Annotated in this window: 9 protein-coding genes; 1 reads left to right on the top strand and 8 read right to left on the bottom strand. The window is 52.4% G+C overall.

Translation table 11 applies throughout. The annotated features are described in order from the left end of the window. Positions 1 to 45 precede the first annotated feature (45 nt). From V4U88_RS21340 to yicI, 6 genes are all read right to left on the bottom strand, one after another. Complete coding sequence (locus V4U88_RS21340; protein WP_334075273.1) at positions 46 to 2,436, bottom strand: glycoside hydrolase family 95 protein; 2,391 nt, start codon at positions 2,434 to 2,436, stop codon at positions 46 to 48. A gap of 97 nt (positions 2,437 to 2,533) precedes the next feature. After that, positions 2,534 to 4,237, bottom strand: a complete 1,704-nt coding sequence (locus V4U88_RS21335; protein ID WP_334075272.1) for an ABC transporter substrate-binding protein — start codon at positions 4,235 to 4,237, stop codon at positions 2,534 to 2,536. A gap of 189 nt (positions 4,238 to 4,426) precedes the next feature. After that, positions 4,427 to 5,329 (bottom strand): carbohydrate ABC transporter permease, encoded by a 903-nt coding sequence (locus V4U88_RS21330; RefSeq protein WP_334075271.1) that lies wholly within the window; start codon positions 5,327 to 5,329, stop codon positions 4,427 to 4,429. Positions 5,330 to 5,345: 16 nt separating this feature from the next. Further along, positions 5,346 to 6,326 (bottom strand): ABC transporter permease, encoded by a 981-nt coding sequence (locus tag V4U88_RS21325; protein ID WP_334075270.1) that lies wholly within the window; start codon positions 6,324 to 6,326, stop codon positions 5,346 to 5,348. A gap of 93 nt (positions 6,327 to 6,419) precedes the next feature. Next, positions 6,420 to 8,198, bottom strand: coding sequence for a cache domain-containing sensor histidine kinase (locus V4U88_RS21320; RefSeq protein ID WP_334075269.1), 1,779 nt, complete (start codon positions 8,196 to 8,198; stop codon positions 6,420 to 6,422). Positions 8,199 to 8,359: 161 nt separating this feature from the next. Continuing rightward, positions 8,360 to 10,678, bottom strand: coding sequence for an alpha-xylosidase (gene yicI / locus V4U88_RS21315; protein ID WP_334075268.1), 2,319 nt, complete (start codon positions 10,676 to 10,678; stop codon positions 8,360 to 8,362). A 139-nt stretch (positions 10,679 to 10,817) separates the two neighbouring features. Between yicI and V4U88_RS21310 the strand changes: the two genes are divergently transcribed. After that, the gene (locus V4U88_RS21310; RefSeq protein ID WP_334075267.1) at positions 10,818 to 11,720 is read left to right on the top strand and encodes an AraC family transcriptional regulator; all 903 of its coding nucleotides are present in this window, start codon (positions 10,818 to 10,820) and stop codon (positions 11,718 to 11,720) included. A 62-nt stretch (positions 11,721 to 11,782) separates the two neighbouring features. Here the strand turns inward: V4U88_RS21310 and V4U88_RS21305 are convergent, their stop codons facing one another. Together V4U88_RS21305 and V4U88_RS21300 are read right to left on the bottom strand one after the other, a co-directional pair. Further along, positions 11,783 to 13,330 carry a response regulator transcription factor gene (locus V4U88_RS21305; RefSeq protein WP_334075266.1) on the bottom strand — a complete coding sequence of 516 codons (1,548 nt, stop codon included), beginning with the start codon at positions 13,328 to 13,330 and terminating at the stop codon, positions 11,783 to 11,785. A 320-nt stretch (positions 13,331 to 13,650) separates the two neighbouring features. After that, positions 13,651 to 14,619 carry a glycoside hydrolase family 43 protein gene (locus V4U88_RS21300; protein ID WP_334075265.1) on the bottom strand — a complete coding sequence of 323 codons (969 nt, stop codon included), beginning with the start codon at positions 14,617 to 14,619 and terminating at the stop codon, positions 13,651 to 13,653. Positions 14,620 to 14,663 lie beyond the last annotated feature (44 nt).

The following is a 14,663-nucleotide window of genomic DNA, read 5'->3' as shown; positions in this document are numbered from 1 at the left end:
CAAAACCCTTGGCTTTAACGGACAGCCGCTTATCTGCCTTAAAATTCATTCAAAACCGCTTAACCCGCCCAGGGTCACGCAATATGTTTCACCGCTCTCCAGCCAAACGGCTGCCCCTTCGCGCTTGGCCGCTGCACCATCCGAATGGGAAACGCGGAGCGCATGGTCCAGATAACCGATCCTGCACCAGCCGGAGCGTGAAGCCACAATGCGGGCTTCCGTAAGCCGGCCCTCCCGCCAATCGAGGCTGACGGTATAACCGCCTCTGGCTCTCAGCCCGCTGACACGGCCCTCCGGCCAGGCTTCCGGTAAGGAAGGCAGCAGGTCGACTCCGTCCCGATGGCTCTGCAGCAGCATTTCGGCAATGCCCGCCGCGCCCCCGAAGTTCCCGTCGATCTGGAATGGAGGATGATCGTCGAACAAATTCGGATACGTCGAACGGGCCAAAAGCGTATGCACAAACCGGTACGCCGATTCGCCGTCCCCGAGTCTGGCGTATAAACTGATCAGCCAGGCGCAGCTCCAGCCCGTATGGCCTCCCCCTTGGCTGATCCGGCTTTCCAGCGACAAGCGGGCCGCTTCCGCCAGTTCCGGAGTCTCTTTCGGGGTAATGGCGCTCCCGGGATAAAGACCGTACAAATGAGAAACGTGCCGGTGCCCGGGCTCCGCCTCCGCGAAATTCCCGCTCCATTCCATCAGGCGGCCATCCGGACCGATCTGCGGTTTCGCCATCCGATCCATCGTTGCGCTCAACTGCCGGGTCCAATCGCTATCTATCCCAAGCAGTTCGGCCGCCTGAACGCAGTGCTCGAAAAGCTCGCGAATCAAAGTCATGTCCATGGCGGAACCCGCCGACACACTGCACCGCTCTCCGTCCTCGGTTAAAAACTTGTTCTCCGGAGACGTGGACGGAGCCGTGACTAGCCGTCCGTCGGGAGCCGGGACCAGCCAATCGATACAGAACTCCGCCGCTCCTTTCATTAACGGATATGCCGTTTCCCGCAGGAAAGCTTCATCTCCGGTATAAGCGAAATGCTCCCAGAGATGCTGGCATAACCAAACGCCTCCCATCGGCCAGAACGCCCAGCTAGCCTCCCCGTCGCTCGGGGTGGACATCCGCCAGAGATCGACGTTATGATGGGCGACCCATCCCCTGGCCCCGTAATGGATCCGGGCGGTTCTGGAACCCGTTTCGCTCAAATCCCGAATCAGGTTGAACAAAGGCTCGTGACACTCGCTCAGATTGCAGACTTCGGCCGGCCAATAGTTCATCTGCGTATTAATATTGGTCGTATAATTGCTGTTCCATGGCGGCTGGATCCGCGGGTTCCAGATCCCCTGCAAATGAGCGGGCTGGGTTCCGGGTCTGGAACTGCTCATCAGCAAGTATCTTCCATATTGAAAATAAAGCGCCTCCAGCACAGGATCTGCACAGCCTGAACGGTAAAGAACCAACCGCTCATCCGTAGGCAGCTGGCTGTTGTCGTTGCGGCCCAATTCGAGCTTCACCCGGCCAAACAGCGCTTGGTGATCCTCCACATGCCTGCGGCGAAGCTCCCGGTATCCAAGCTTTCGGGCGGCATCCAGAACACTCGCGCATCTGTCGGCGGCTTCCTTGGCTCCTTCTTCCGTCGGCATCACATTGTAGCCTTGGAAGTTCGTCGCCGCCGCAAGCAGAAGAGTGACCGAGGAGGCGCCTTCTATGCGAATTTCATTTTGACCGGCGACAGCAGTCCCTCCCTCTTGAACGACCCGGACATGGGTTTCAAATGTGACCCCCCGCCCCGCTTCAAAGAGAACCGATTGGGGATGGTCTCCCCGGTAATTGTCGGCGACATGACTGGGGGCGGTTCCCGTCATATGCAGACCTGTTCCTTCGTGAGTAACCTTCCCTTGATGCGGAAGCAGCGAATTCAGCGAAATCGCCAATTCCAGATCAGCCCCTTGGGCAGCAATATAATGAACAACCATCACCTGATCCGCCGCGCTAACGAAGACTTCACGTAAGAACTGCCAGTCTTCACGGGTATACGAAACGCTGGCGATCCCCGTTTCCAGATCCAGGTCCCGGTAATAGTCCTTCGTGGGCACATCCCCGGGATGTCCGATCTCCAAGTTCCCCAAAGGCTGATAAGACTCTGTTCGTCTGGCGAGCATTTTCGCATCGATCAACTGCTCCGCCTCTTTATATTTCCCGGAAAATATCAATTCCCTGACCCGCTCCAAATAACGGAGCGCGTCATAGTTTTGCGTATCCCGGGGATATCCGGACCATAGCGTGTCTTCATTCAGGGCGATTACTTCCTTGCGGTCGTCTCCGTAAATCATCCCGCCGATTCGCCCGTTTCCGACCGGCAGCGCTTCTTCCCAGCGGGAAGCGGGCTGCTTGTACCACAGCTTCCATAGCCGATCCGCTCGCTTGTTACCATCCTTCATTCTCAAGCCTCCACTCCCTGAAACTTGTAGAAAAGGCCCGAACGAAACGACGGGCCTTTTCCATAAATATACTATAAAATTGATATTTGAAAGCGTTTTATTTGACTTTTTTCCCAGTGAACAACTCGACTCTTGCTTTTACCAACTCGGTGTATTCGGCTTCCATCTTTTGAGCGCCAGCTTTGTCCAGCTCGGCAAGGAACCCGTCGTAGACTTTGTCAAAGTCGCCCGTTTTCGCAAGAATCGCTTCCGGAATCCGTTTGCGGACAATGTCTTGCGTCTTTTTAAAGATAACTTGGTAGTCGCCATCCGTTGGGACAGGCATGTTGTAGAGCGCGCCCCATTCTTTGGCAGGGAAGGCGTCTTCAGCCGGGAAGAGGTCTTTCCAAGTTGTCGCGTTGTAAGCTTTCAAAGTTTCTTTTTCCGCTTCGGTATAGCCGGCAATGATCTGCTCTGGGAAGCTTGTCGTGAAATAATTGCCTGTCGAATCCTTAACGCCGTCACCGTAACGAGCGCCCAGGGTCAGGTACATCCCGATTCCCGATTCTTTCTGGAAGTTCGTCGCGTCATTTACTTTACGCTCTTGAATCTCTGCAGGGATTACGCGTTTGCCGTCTTCTACCTTGTAGTGCTTGCCTTCAATCCCCCAGTTACGCAGAATTTGACCTTCTTCGGAGGACATCCAATCCAGGAATTTAATCGCGCGGACCGGATCCTTACAAGTCGTCGTAATCGATATGCCGTATCCGTCAACCCCTGCGGATTGGAAAGAATGATCTTCATACTCTTCCGTCAAGGTTACAGGGAAATGAGCATACGTGTACTCGTCCTTGCCCGAGGTTTTCAAAGCGTTTTCCGCGTCCTGGTAACCCCATTCCTGGTCGATCAGACCGAGAACGCGTCCGCTGGCGATTTTAGCTTTGTACTGGTCGTCTTTTTGTACGAAGCTGTCCTTGTCAAGAAGCCCCTCATTGTACATATGGTTCAACCAGCGGAAGTATTCTTTTTCTTCCGGGCGCTTGTAGTGCAGCTTCGCTTCATATGTTTCCGGATTTACATAGTATTCGCCGTCATCCGGAGCGCCCGTCGCACTGAAAGCAGGATTTGTTACCGTAATCATAATTCTCCAGTCATCCGCGTTCAAAGTGAGCGGAATCGTAGGCTGCCCGTCGGTTGTAGGATGCTTCTCCACGTACTGTTTGAGCACGTTTTCGAAATCTTTAACCGTCCGAACTTTCGGGTAACCCAGTTCCTTCAGGACGCGTTGCTGGATCTCAAAACCGCCGGTAGCGTCAAAAGATTGCTGATCCACGCCGCCATTGGTCATGAGCGAATAGATGGCCTGGTCCTCATTGCTGTATTTCAAACGGTTCATGTCTTCGGCAAATATCTTTTTAATGTTGGGAGCATGCTCCTCGATCAATGGAGCGAGATCGATGAGAAGGCCGGCGTCGATTAGTTTGCCCAGGTTGCCTTTAGCAAAAATGATGTCCGGCACCTCGCCGCTCGCCGCCATCAGCGAAAGCTTTTGTTCCCCGCCGCCGCTGCCTACGTCATATTCGGCATCAATTGTAACGCCCGTTTTCTCCGTAATGGCTTTCCCGACATCATCCTGCATGTTGTTCCAGTTCGGGCTGGCGTCAGCGCCAAAGAAAGTAAATGTAATAGGACTGTTATCGTCCTGACCCGCATTCCCCTTGGTTCCTGCAGCGCTATCGTTACCGTTGTTGCCGCAGCCGCCGACAAGCAGAGCGCTTGCCAATAAAAGCGCAGCAAAGGTCTTAGGCGTTTTCCACTTCATTTCCAGTTCCCCCTCGTATAAATGTTAAAGCTGTATTGTATAACAGGAACTCCTGCATATACCTTAATTTAAGTAAGGGCTTACATTGTTGTTCTTTTAAAAGGCCCTCTGCCTTGTAAGAAGAACATTCCGCCGCGCCGAACCCTGAACAGCGGCGGAACTATAAATTTCACCTTGTCGCCCCGTTTTTTACGCTTTTACCGCCCCGAGCGTCATGCCTGAAACGAAATAGCGCTGCAGGAACGGATAGACTAATAGAATCGGAAGCGTAACGACGATCGTGATCGCCATCTTGATCGACTCCGGCGAAACCTGTGCCATCTGGTTCGCCATGTCATTGGCATTGACCATGTTGGAGCCCTGGTTCGTACTTTGCAAAATCTTCATCAGCTCAAACTGCAGCGTTGTCAAATGCGGCTTATTTCCGTTGTACAGATACGTATCAAACCAGGAATTCCACTGGCCTACCGCCAGGAACAACGCAATCGTAGCCAAAACCGGTTTACAGAGCGGAAGAATAACTCTCCAGTAAATCGTGAAGTCATTAGCTCCGTCGAGCTTTGCCGATTCCTGCAAGGCATAAGGCAATCCATCGATAAAGGACCGGATGATGAAGACATTAAACGCACTTACAATCCCCGGAAGGATATAAATCCAGAATGTGCCGATCAGATCCAAATGTCTCATCAGCATATAAGTCGGCACCAAACCGCCGGAGAAATACATCGTGAGCGCCAAGAACACGGACACGAACTTTCGCGATCTGAAATCCGGCCGGCTCAGGGTGTATGCCAGCATCGACGCGCTGACCAAACCGAGCAGCGTGCCGGCAACCGTACGGAAAATCGTAATTTTAAACCCCTGGATCAGGCTGCTGTAACTAAAAATCGTTTTATAGTTCTCCCAAGTGAACTCGCGCGGCCAGATATGGATGCCGCCCCGGACCGTATCCGTTGAATCGTTCAATGAAATCGCCAACACGTTCAGGAACGGATACAACGTGATGACCAGAATGATCGCCATAAAGATGACGTTTAAAACATCAAAGATCCGGTCGGATTTGGTAGCGTTAAACGATGCTTGTGTCGCCATTTCTCGTCCCCTCCTCCTACATGATGCTTTCTTTCGTTGTTTTCTTCATGATGCCGTTGGCCAACAGCAGCAGAATGATACTTACTACGGAAGTAAACATACTGATCGCCGTACCGTAGGAGAAGCGGCTTATATTGATGCCGTAGTTCAAAGCGTACAAGTCAAGCACTTCGGAGTAATCGGTTACAAGCGGGTTGCTAAGGTTGAATTGTTTCTCGAATCCGATTCCGATCAGATGACCGATCGACATGATCAGAAGCACAGAGATCGTAGTTCGGATCCCCGGAAGTGTGATGTTCCAAATTTGTCTGAAGCGGCCGGCCCCATCGACGCGGGCTGCTTCGTAAAGCTCTCTATCGATCCCGGTGATCGCCGCCAAATAGATGATGGCGTTCCAGCCGGTTTCCTTCCACACATCGGAAGCGGTTACAATCCCCCAAAACCATTTGCCTTCAGCCATAAACTGAATGGGCGTGTCAATAATGTTCAGCGACAGCAAAATATCGTTAACGACCCCGCCGTCTCTGGACAGCATCTTCGTAACAATCCCTCCCACGACGACCCAGGACACAAAGTGAGGCAGGTAAGATATGGTTTGCACGGTGCGTTTGAAGTACTTGCCCCGAAGCTCGTTCAGGAATACCGCAAAAGCGATCGGAATGATAAATCCTACAACCAGGCCCATGATACTCATGGCCAGCGTATTTCTCAGAACCAGATAAAATCTTTCATCCTGGAACAATTCCACGAAGTTTTTGAAGCCTACCCACTTTTGGTCGGAAAAAGACTTCGCCGGTTTATAGTTCTGAAAGGCCATCGTCCAGCCCCAGATCGGCAGATAATTAAATACGAATAACCAAATTACGAATGGTAAGGACATCAGGTAAAGATATTTCTGCTGTATCACACTCTTCCAAAACCCTTGCTTCCGCTGCTTGGGCGGTTTTGGGATGGCGCTTTCATTTCTGGCCCCGGGTTTTGCTGACAGCGTTTCCATGTGTCCAATCCCCCCTTCTCTGCTATACCTTTATGATAAAGTAGGGGGGGAATCGGAAATACCCGACAGATTTTAGAGAAAACCATATAAAAATTAGACATTACATGGGATAGTAAATGAAATCTCAGTCCCTTTGCCGTATTCACTGTAGATCTTTAAGCCGTACTCCTCACCGTAAGACAAAACCAGCCTTTGATGGACATTGCGAAGACCGATCCGGTTCCCTTCCGATTCCTCGCTGCCGGAGATCGAGTTTTGAACCTCCGCGAGCCGTTCCGGGGTCATGCCGAGCCCGTTGTCCATCACCTTGACCATGATATGCCCCGCCAGCCGCCGGATTTCAATAACCACTTCGACTCCGTCTTCTTTATCCTCAACCCCATGGACGACCGAGTTTTCGACAAGCGGCTGGATAATGAGCGGCGGCAGCCGGACCTCATTCGCCTCGGGATCGACGTTCAACTCAAACTGCAGCCTCGACTCATAGCGGAACTTCTGAATCTCCAGATAGGAACGCACCATCTCCACTTCTTCCTTGAGCGGGGTTCTCTCCCTGCCGACTTCAAGGTTTTTCCGCATTAACCGGCCCAACAGCCTCACGACATTCGCGATCTCTTTCTCGCCTTTCATATGGGCATTCATCCGGATAGACTCCAGCGCGTTGAACAAAAAATGGGGGTTGATCTGGCTGGCCATCATCTTTAACTTGATTTCACGCTGCGCCAGTTCGAGCGCGGTATTCTGCTCCGTTTTCTCCACAACCTGTTCCATCAGCATTCGGATGCTCTCCACCATATAGTTAAACTGGCGGTAAAGCTGACCGATCTCATCATTTCCGTCAATCCGGGAAACGACGTTCAAGTCCCCCAGCGCCAACCGGTTAAAGTGCCTGCTGAGGCGAAGAAGACGGTTGCTCGTCAGAAAAGAGACGATATAAACAAACGCCAGCGCGAACAGAAGCACGAGCAAAATGATGAGAAGGCCGATTAAACTGACTCTGTTGGCATCTTTGACAATGGACTCCGTACTGAAAAAGGAAATGATCTTTAAGCCGTTGGCGCTAGACTCCGGGAGTACATCGTCCACAACGACATAGGATCGCTCGCCTTTGATGTCCAAATGGTGAGTCCCTGTCCCCTTCGTACTCAGGTTTCTGCCGTAACCCATCTGATCGAGCACTTTCCCGATAAGCTCCGGCTTTTGGGCCGCGACGATCACTCCCTGATGGTCGACGATCAAAGTCTCGAACGGCTCCTGCCGGAGAATCCGATTCAATTCATCCTGGTCGAGCGAAACCATCAGAACGCCGCTTGTCCGCCGTTCCGGGAACGGGAGTTGGCGAATCAGACTCAACTTGCCGACGGGAAGGACATCGTCATCGGCAATATACGCCCACCGGATGCTTTTGGTTTTCATTGCTTCCTGGTACCACCCCGTCTTCCTGATACTTTCGTTCACCGGAATCAGCTGGGTGTTGTTAATCAAAGTCGGATTATCATAATAAAAACGAACGGAGGCCACTTCCCGGTAAGTTCTCGTAAACTGCTGGAAGCCGGTATAGTTCAAATAAGACTTCGTCAATTCCAAAACATCGTCGTATCGCGTTGATACGACGCGCTCCAATTCTTTGTCCAGCATTAGCGTATTGGAGACGTCCACAGGGACCCTAAGCATGTTCCCCAATTGGGACTTCGTTTTCTCCACGTTATTCGTCGCCTGATTAATGGCCCGTTCCATGGCCTCTTGCCGAAAATAGCCCACAACGACGCCACCTACGATCAAGACGGGAATCATCACGACAAGAATGTAAGAGATCATGAGCTTGTGTTTCAACTTCAGATTGTTCGTAAACTGGATTACTTTCCTTAACATGGCCACGCCTCCCGCATTTCGGGCAAATGGTGAAATCTCTATACAGCCCGATAAAAACCGAAAATCCCCTGCTTTGATCAAAGCGGGGATATTCGGGCGCAGCCGGCTGTCCGGCTCGCTAGGTTCATATTAATTTACTTGCGGACAAGAGGGCAAGCTGATTATTTCAGGGAAATGACCAGTTCGGTTTTGCCCGTAAAGGAAGCCGCTTCAACGATGCCTTCGCCGTTCAGGGTTCCGCCTTCCACGGATGCGATCTCGCCCATGCCGTAAACCGCCGCTTTGAAGGCCTTGCCGGCACCTTCCGCGGTGAGCTTGATCTTGCCGCCTTCGCGAACCGCGGTCACGAGCAGTTCGGTCTCACCCTTGACGTTGCGAACCGCACGCGTTACGGCTACGCCTTCGTCCAGCTGATACAAGCCGAGCTTCACGCCGTCCGCGAAGTCATAATCCGGACGCGTATCGTTCGCACCGATCGGAAGAATACTGTTCGGGCGGACATAGAGCGGAAGTCCGAAGAAGTCGTACTTCTCTTTTTGCCATCTGCCGCCTTCGACCGTTTTGCCGTTCAGCAAGTGAGTCCACTTGCCTTCAGGCAGGTAGTACGAAACCTCGCCGTTTTCGCTGAACACCGGAGCGACCAGCAGGGAATCTCCCAGCATGTACTGGCGGTCCAGCGTGTCGGCGGCCGGATCGTCCGGGAACTCCAGGAACATGGCGCGCATGCTCGGTACGCCTTTCTCCGTAGCATATACGGCCGTATCGTACAGATATGGCATCAAGCTGCATTTCAACTTCGTGTAGAAGCGGGTTACGTCCACCGCCTCATCATCATAAGCCCAAGGCACGCGGTAGGAGCTGCTGCCGTGCAAGCGGCTGTGGCTGGACAGCAGGCCGAAAGCAAGCCAGCGCTTGAATACATGGACCGGCGCCGTGTTCTCGAACCCGCCGATATCGTGGCTCCAGAAGCCGAAGCCCGCCAGGCCGAGCGACAGGCCGCCGCGAAGGCTTTCCGCCATGGACTCGTAATCGGCGTAGCAGTCGCCGCCCCAGTGAACCGGGAACTTCTGTCCGCCTACCGTCGCCGAACGGGCAAACAGAGCGGCTTCATTCTTGCCCAGCTTTTCTTCCAGCACTTCAAAGACAACTTTATTGTAAAGATACGTATAGTAGTTGTGCATTCTAACCGGATCGGAACCGTCATGGTACACGACATCGGTCGGGATCCGCTCGCCGAAGTCCGTTTTGAAGCTGTCGACGCCCATATCCACAAGCTCGCGCAGATAACCCGCAAACCATTCGCAAGCCTCCGGATTGGTGAAGTCCACCAAGGCCATCCCCGGCTGCCACAAGTTCCACTGCCATACGTCGCCGTTCGGTTTTTTCACGAGATAGCCGTTCTTCTTGCCTTCCTCAAACAGGCGGGAGCGTTGGCCGATGTAAGGGTTGATCCAGACGCAAATTTTGAGGTCTTTCTCTTTAAGCCGCTTCAGCATCCCCGCCGGATCCGGGAACACCCGCTCATCCCATTTGAAATCCGTCCAGTGGAATTCACGCATCCAGAAGCAGTCGAAATGGAAGACATGCAGCGGCAAATCTCTTTCCGCCATACCGTCGACAAACGAGTTCACGGTCGCCTCGTCGTAATCGGTCGTAAAGGACGTAGTCAGCCAGAGGCCGAACGACCAGGCCGGCGGCAGGGCCGGTTTGCCCGTCAATTGCGTGTACTTGTCCAGCACATCCTTCGGCTGCGGTCCGTCGATGACAAAATACTCGATCGATTCGCCGGGAACGCTGAATTGAACTTTCTTGACTTTTTCCGAGGCAACTTCGAAGGAGACGCCGCCCGGATCATTGACGAATACGCCATAACCTTTGTTGGTTACATAGAACGGAATGTTCTTGTAAGCCTGCTCGGAGCTGGTGCCGCCGTCCTTGTTCCAGATATCCACGATTTGACCGTTCTTAACGAAGGCCGTAAAGCGTTCACCCAGACCGTAAACCAATTCGCCCACACTCAAATCCAGTTCTTCACGCATGAAGATTTCGCCGTTTGGATCGGTCACATGCGCCATCGATTTGAACGCGCTGCCGGTCAGGCGCTGCGATCCGCGGTAGAAGTCCACCGACCACTGCGCCCCTTTGGAGATACGGACGCTGAGGTCGCCGCTCTTCAATTCGGCATAATCTTCGGTTTCCGTAATAACGGCATGATCGCCGCTTTTCGCAAGTTCAAAGTTCGGGCCGTGATCGACGGTCCCCGCAAAATGGATCAGCTTGACGCCGATCACGCCAGGCAGTGGCGAATGGAATTGCACGGTAAGCAATGTTGTATTAATCATATCCCCGCGGCCGCGAAGCGGTGTAGTCGAAGCGGAGGCTGTCAGCGTTTGATCTTGAACCATAAAATCGTAGGCCTGAACTGCGGTGGAAAGTTTGAATCCTTCGCGAATCAGCCAGTTTCCATCGGTAAATTTCATTGGAGATAAACCGCCTTTCGATTTACAATATTGTTCTTATTCCCACTATAAATTCTCTTACACTTGCATTATACTGATTAAAAAGAAATCATTCTAACATAATTCGATGATAATATGACACAATTTTGAGGTGAACATCATGGATCAAGCTCTGCGACGCTCTTTAAAGGAAAGCCGGGCCCACGGCGACGAGCACCTGCCATTCGGAACCTATTGGTTCCGCTACGGTCCCGGGGAGCATGTCATCGACTGCCATTGGCACGAGGAAGCCGAAATCTTTTACTGTGTGGAGGGGGAAACCCTCTTTCAGATCGATACCGATTACTTTCCGGTCCGAGCCGGGGAAGCCGTCTTTGTGGACGGAAGCGACATCCATGCCGCCCATGCGTTGGGTGAAGCGGGATGCGCCTTCTTTTCCCTCGTGTTCGATACGAATCTGCTCGCCAGCGCCCATTACGACGCCGTTCAGGAAAACCTGATCCTGCCCTTGCAGGAAAGGAAAGCGACCTTCCCGCGACACATCAAGCGGGGGAATCCTTGCGAATCCGGTCTGCTCGATCACATCGTCTCTATTATGAAGAGCTGCAGCGACGAATTGCCCGGATTCGCCGGCGCCGTGAAGGGCCACCTTTATCTGATGCTGGCCGAAACGGTGGGGCAGGGCAAAAGCTGCAACCGTACCGCGAGCAACCGGAGCGAATCCTCCAAGCTGGAACGTTTGAAAACCGTTATCCATTATATCCAGCACAATTACGAGAACCCGATTCGCTTGAGCGAGTTGGCTTCTTTAATCCCAATGAGCGAGGGGCAATTCTGCCGGTTCTTTAAATCCATGACCCGGCAAACGCCGATGGATTATATCAACTCCTACCGGATTCGCCAGGCCGCCGAGTTGCTCCGGGATCCGGAACGCAAAATTTCCGCTGTCGCCCTTGAGGTCGGCTATGACAATATCAGCTACTTCATCCGGGTTTTCCGGAAAACGATGAACTGCTCGCCTTCGGAGTTTCGCAAGAAACTCCTTACCGGAGCCGAAACCTAGAAGCTTAGTTTTTATCGGGCGCCGCCTTTTTAACCAAAGAAAACCGGCTGATCAGCCGGTTTTTATGCATGGTTTGCCGTTTTCCGGTAAGCGGACGGAGAGGTCCCCACATACTTCCGAAATTTGCTATGGAAATAGTCGACATTGGTATATCCGACTTTCTCGGCAACCTGGTAAACTTTCAGTCCCTCTTCCAGCAGGGATTTGGCCTTTTCGATCCGGACTTTGTCCAGGTAAGTGTTGAAATACTCGCCGGTCTCGTTCTTGAACAGTTTGCCGAGATAGGCGCTGTTATAATTAAAAATGCCCGACAAGGTTTCCAGCTTCAAATTGTCGCTGAAATTGCGGTGAATCAAATCCAGCATAATTTTGACTTCCCGGTGCTTACTGCCTTCGCTTAACTGGCTCATCATCTGCTCCAGAAAAACTTCCGTTTTGACGTAAAGCGCTTCCAGCGTTCGGACCTTGTAAATTTCGGAGAGGCGGTCCGAAAACTCCTTGCTGCGGCTTTGCAGCTCCGGCGACTGCTTCAACCCTTTACCAAGGATCGCCGTCAACAGTTCCGCAAACCCCCGCTTGATGTCTCCTTCGCTCTGCCCTTCGGCTACAAGAGACTGCCCTTTGCGGCGGACCAGCGATTTCACGATCTCCCGGTTGCCTACTTCGACCGCGTAATAAAGCTGTTCATAAAACTCTGCCGATCCGAAATCCGTCGGCGGCACTTCCTTCTGAAGCTTCTCCAACATATCGCAGGTAAGCAGCCTGTCGTTGCCAAGGAAAAAGTGATGCTTACTCAATTCCCGCGCCGCCTGAAAGGAATGAACCACTTCGGTCAATCCGCCAACCTTCGGTCCCACCGCAGCGGTGAAGTCCACGCCAGCCCCGGATACGGCCTCGCAAATTCCCTGGTAGATGCTGTCCGTTTCAACCCCAAGAATCGGGGCTTTTAATAGTATGCCGATATGCGTATGGAAGCTGAATACGCAGCCCCGCCCGGTCATTTCAAACCTTGACACCATATTTTGCCGCACATGGCTGGCGATTTCGGGATCGGCTTCTTCGTCCATATGCAGGGTGATCAGCAGAACCTGGTAGCTCTTCCATCGCAGATCAAGCTCATCCGCTCTCTGCTGCAGCTCGGTTTCTTCCTTCTCGGCCCCGGCCAGAAGCCCTTGAATGAAAGCATCCCGGCTCCATTCTCTGGTCACGTGGTTCCACTGCTCGGCTAGCCGTTCCTGCTGGATTTGCAGCTTGATTTTCTCGATATATTCGATTAATTCGTCCTCGTCCACTGGCTTCAGCAAGTATCCGTCCGCGCGCTGCGAAATGGCTTTCTTGGCGTAATCAAAATCGGCGTAGCCACTCAGAATTAAAATATGAAGCATCGGATTAAGCTGCCGCAGCAGCCCAATCAATTGCAGCCCATCCATCCCCGGCATCCGGATATCGGCAATGACCAGATCGGGCGAGTGCAATTTATACTTCTCCAACGCTTCATTGCCGTTGGCAGCCGTGTCCACGACGGTATAGCCGTAAGCGTTCCAGTCTATAAATGTCCGCAAACCTTCACGAAGCTTAGGTTCATCGTCCACAATCAGCACTTTAATCATGTATTGTTCCCCCTGCCGGAAGTATTACCGTATTCTGTCCAGCGTTCCCTACCCAACATGGGACACTTAATTAAACGCAAAAAAACCTTTCTCCTCAGAGAAGGAGATAAAGCGTTTACATGAATTATTATAATGATATTTCCAGTTCTTACAAACATTATTCTGTGCATTTGTTGTACAATTTTGATGTTTGGACGATTGAACTTTGCTCTTGGTCAGACGTATCAGGTAGCAAATCCAACGAGTATATACTTTCTGATAATCTAAAAAAAGACCGCCTCGGCCAAATGCCGCAGGCGATCCCCGCTGTCGCGCTTTCTTTATTTGTTTCGGACTCCGTCCCTCACCGGAATTCCGAAATCCGGCATTCCGTCTTCCGTCCAACCGAACACTTGCGCTCTAGTGTGCCGGTTCGGGTCATAAAGCGGATCTCCCGTAATCTCCTTGTAATTCCGGGCGTGATAAATCATAACGTCCTCGCCGTCCTCCGATACGGTAAAACTGTTATGCCCCGGCCCGTACTGTCCCGTTTCTTCGCATGTCCGGAAGACCGGCTCCGGAGATTTGTTCCAGGAACGCGGATCCAGCAAATCGGCCGATTCGTCGGCCCACAATAGTCCCATGCAGTAATGATGATCGGTCGCACTGGCCGAATAACTGATATAAATCCGCCCGTTCCGCTTCAGAACCGCGGCGCCTTCATTGACTCGGAACCCGATGATTTCCCACTCGTATTCCGGTGTTGAAATCATGACCTGCTCTCCTTTAAGCGTCCACGGATTCTCCATCAGGGAAATGTACAGGTTGGAATTCCCTTCGATCTCCGGATCTTTCTGCGCCCAGACATAATACTGCTCCCTACGATGTTCAAAGGTGGTGGCGTCCAGCGCAAAACTTTCCCAACGGGTTCGAACCTGTCCCTTCTCCACCCAGGTCCCTTCCAAAGGATTGGCCGCCTCGTTCTCCAGCACGTACATGCGGTGATCAAACAGGCCGTCCTGCGTTTCGGTCGTCCGGGCCGCCGCGAAATAAATGTACCATTTTCCCTGAATATAATGGATTTCCGGGGCCCAAATATTGGCGCTGAGCGGGCCTGTTTCGTATTTCCGCCACGCCACCACAGGCTTCGCCTCGCTTAAGCCCTGGATAGTGGCAGAACGCCGGAGCTCGATCCGGTCGTATTGGGGAACCGAGGCGGTAAAATAATAGTAACCGTCGCTATGCTTGTAAACCCACGGATCCGCACGCTGTTCCACCACCGGATTGACGTATTCTCGTTTTGTGTTCATCCCTTTTTCTCTCCTTTTATCTATGTTCTATCTATAAGGTTGAA

The sequence above is a fragment of the Paenibacillus sp. A14 genome (genome assembly GCF_036864815.1).
Taxonomy (GTDB): Bacteria; Bacillota; Bacilli; order Paenibacillales; family Paenibacillaceae; genus Fontibacillus; species Fontibacillus sanfengchensis.
This window is presented reverse-complemented; position numbering and strand designations above follow the sequence as displayed.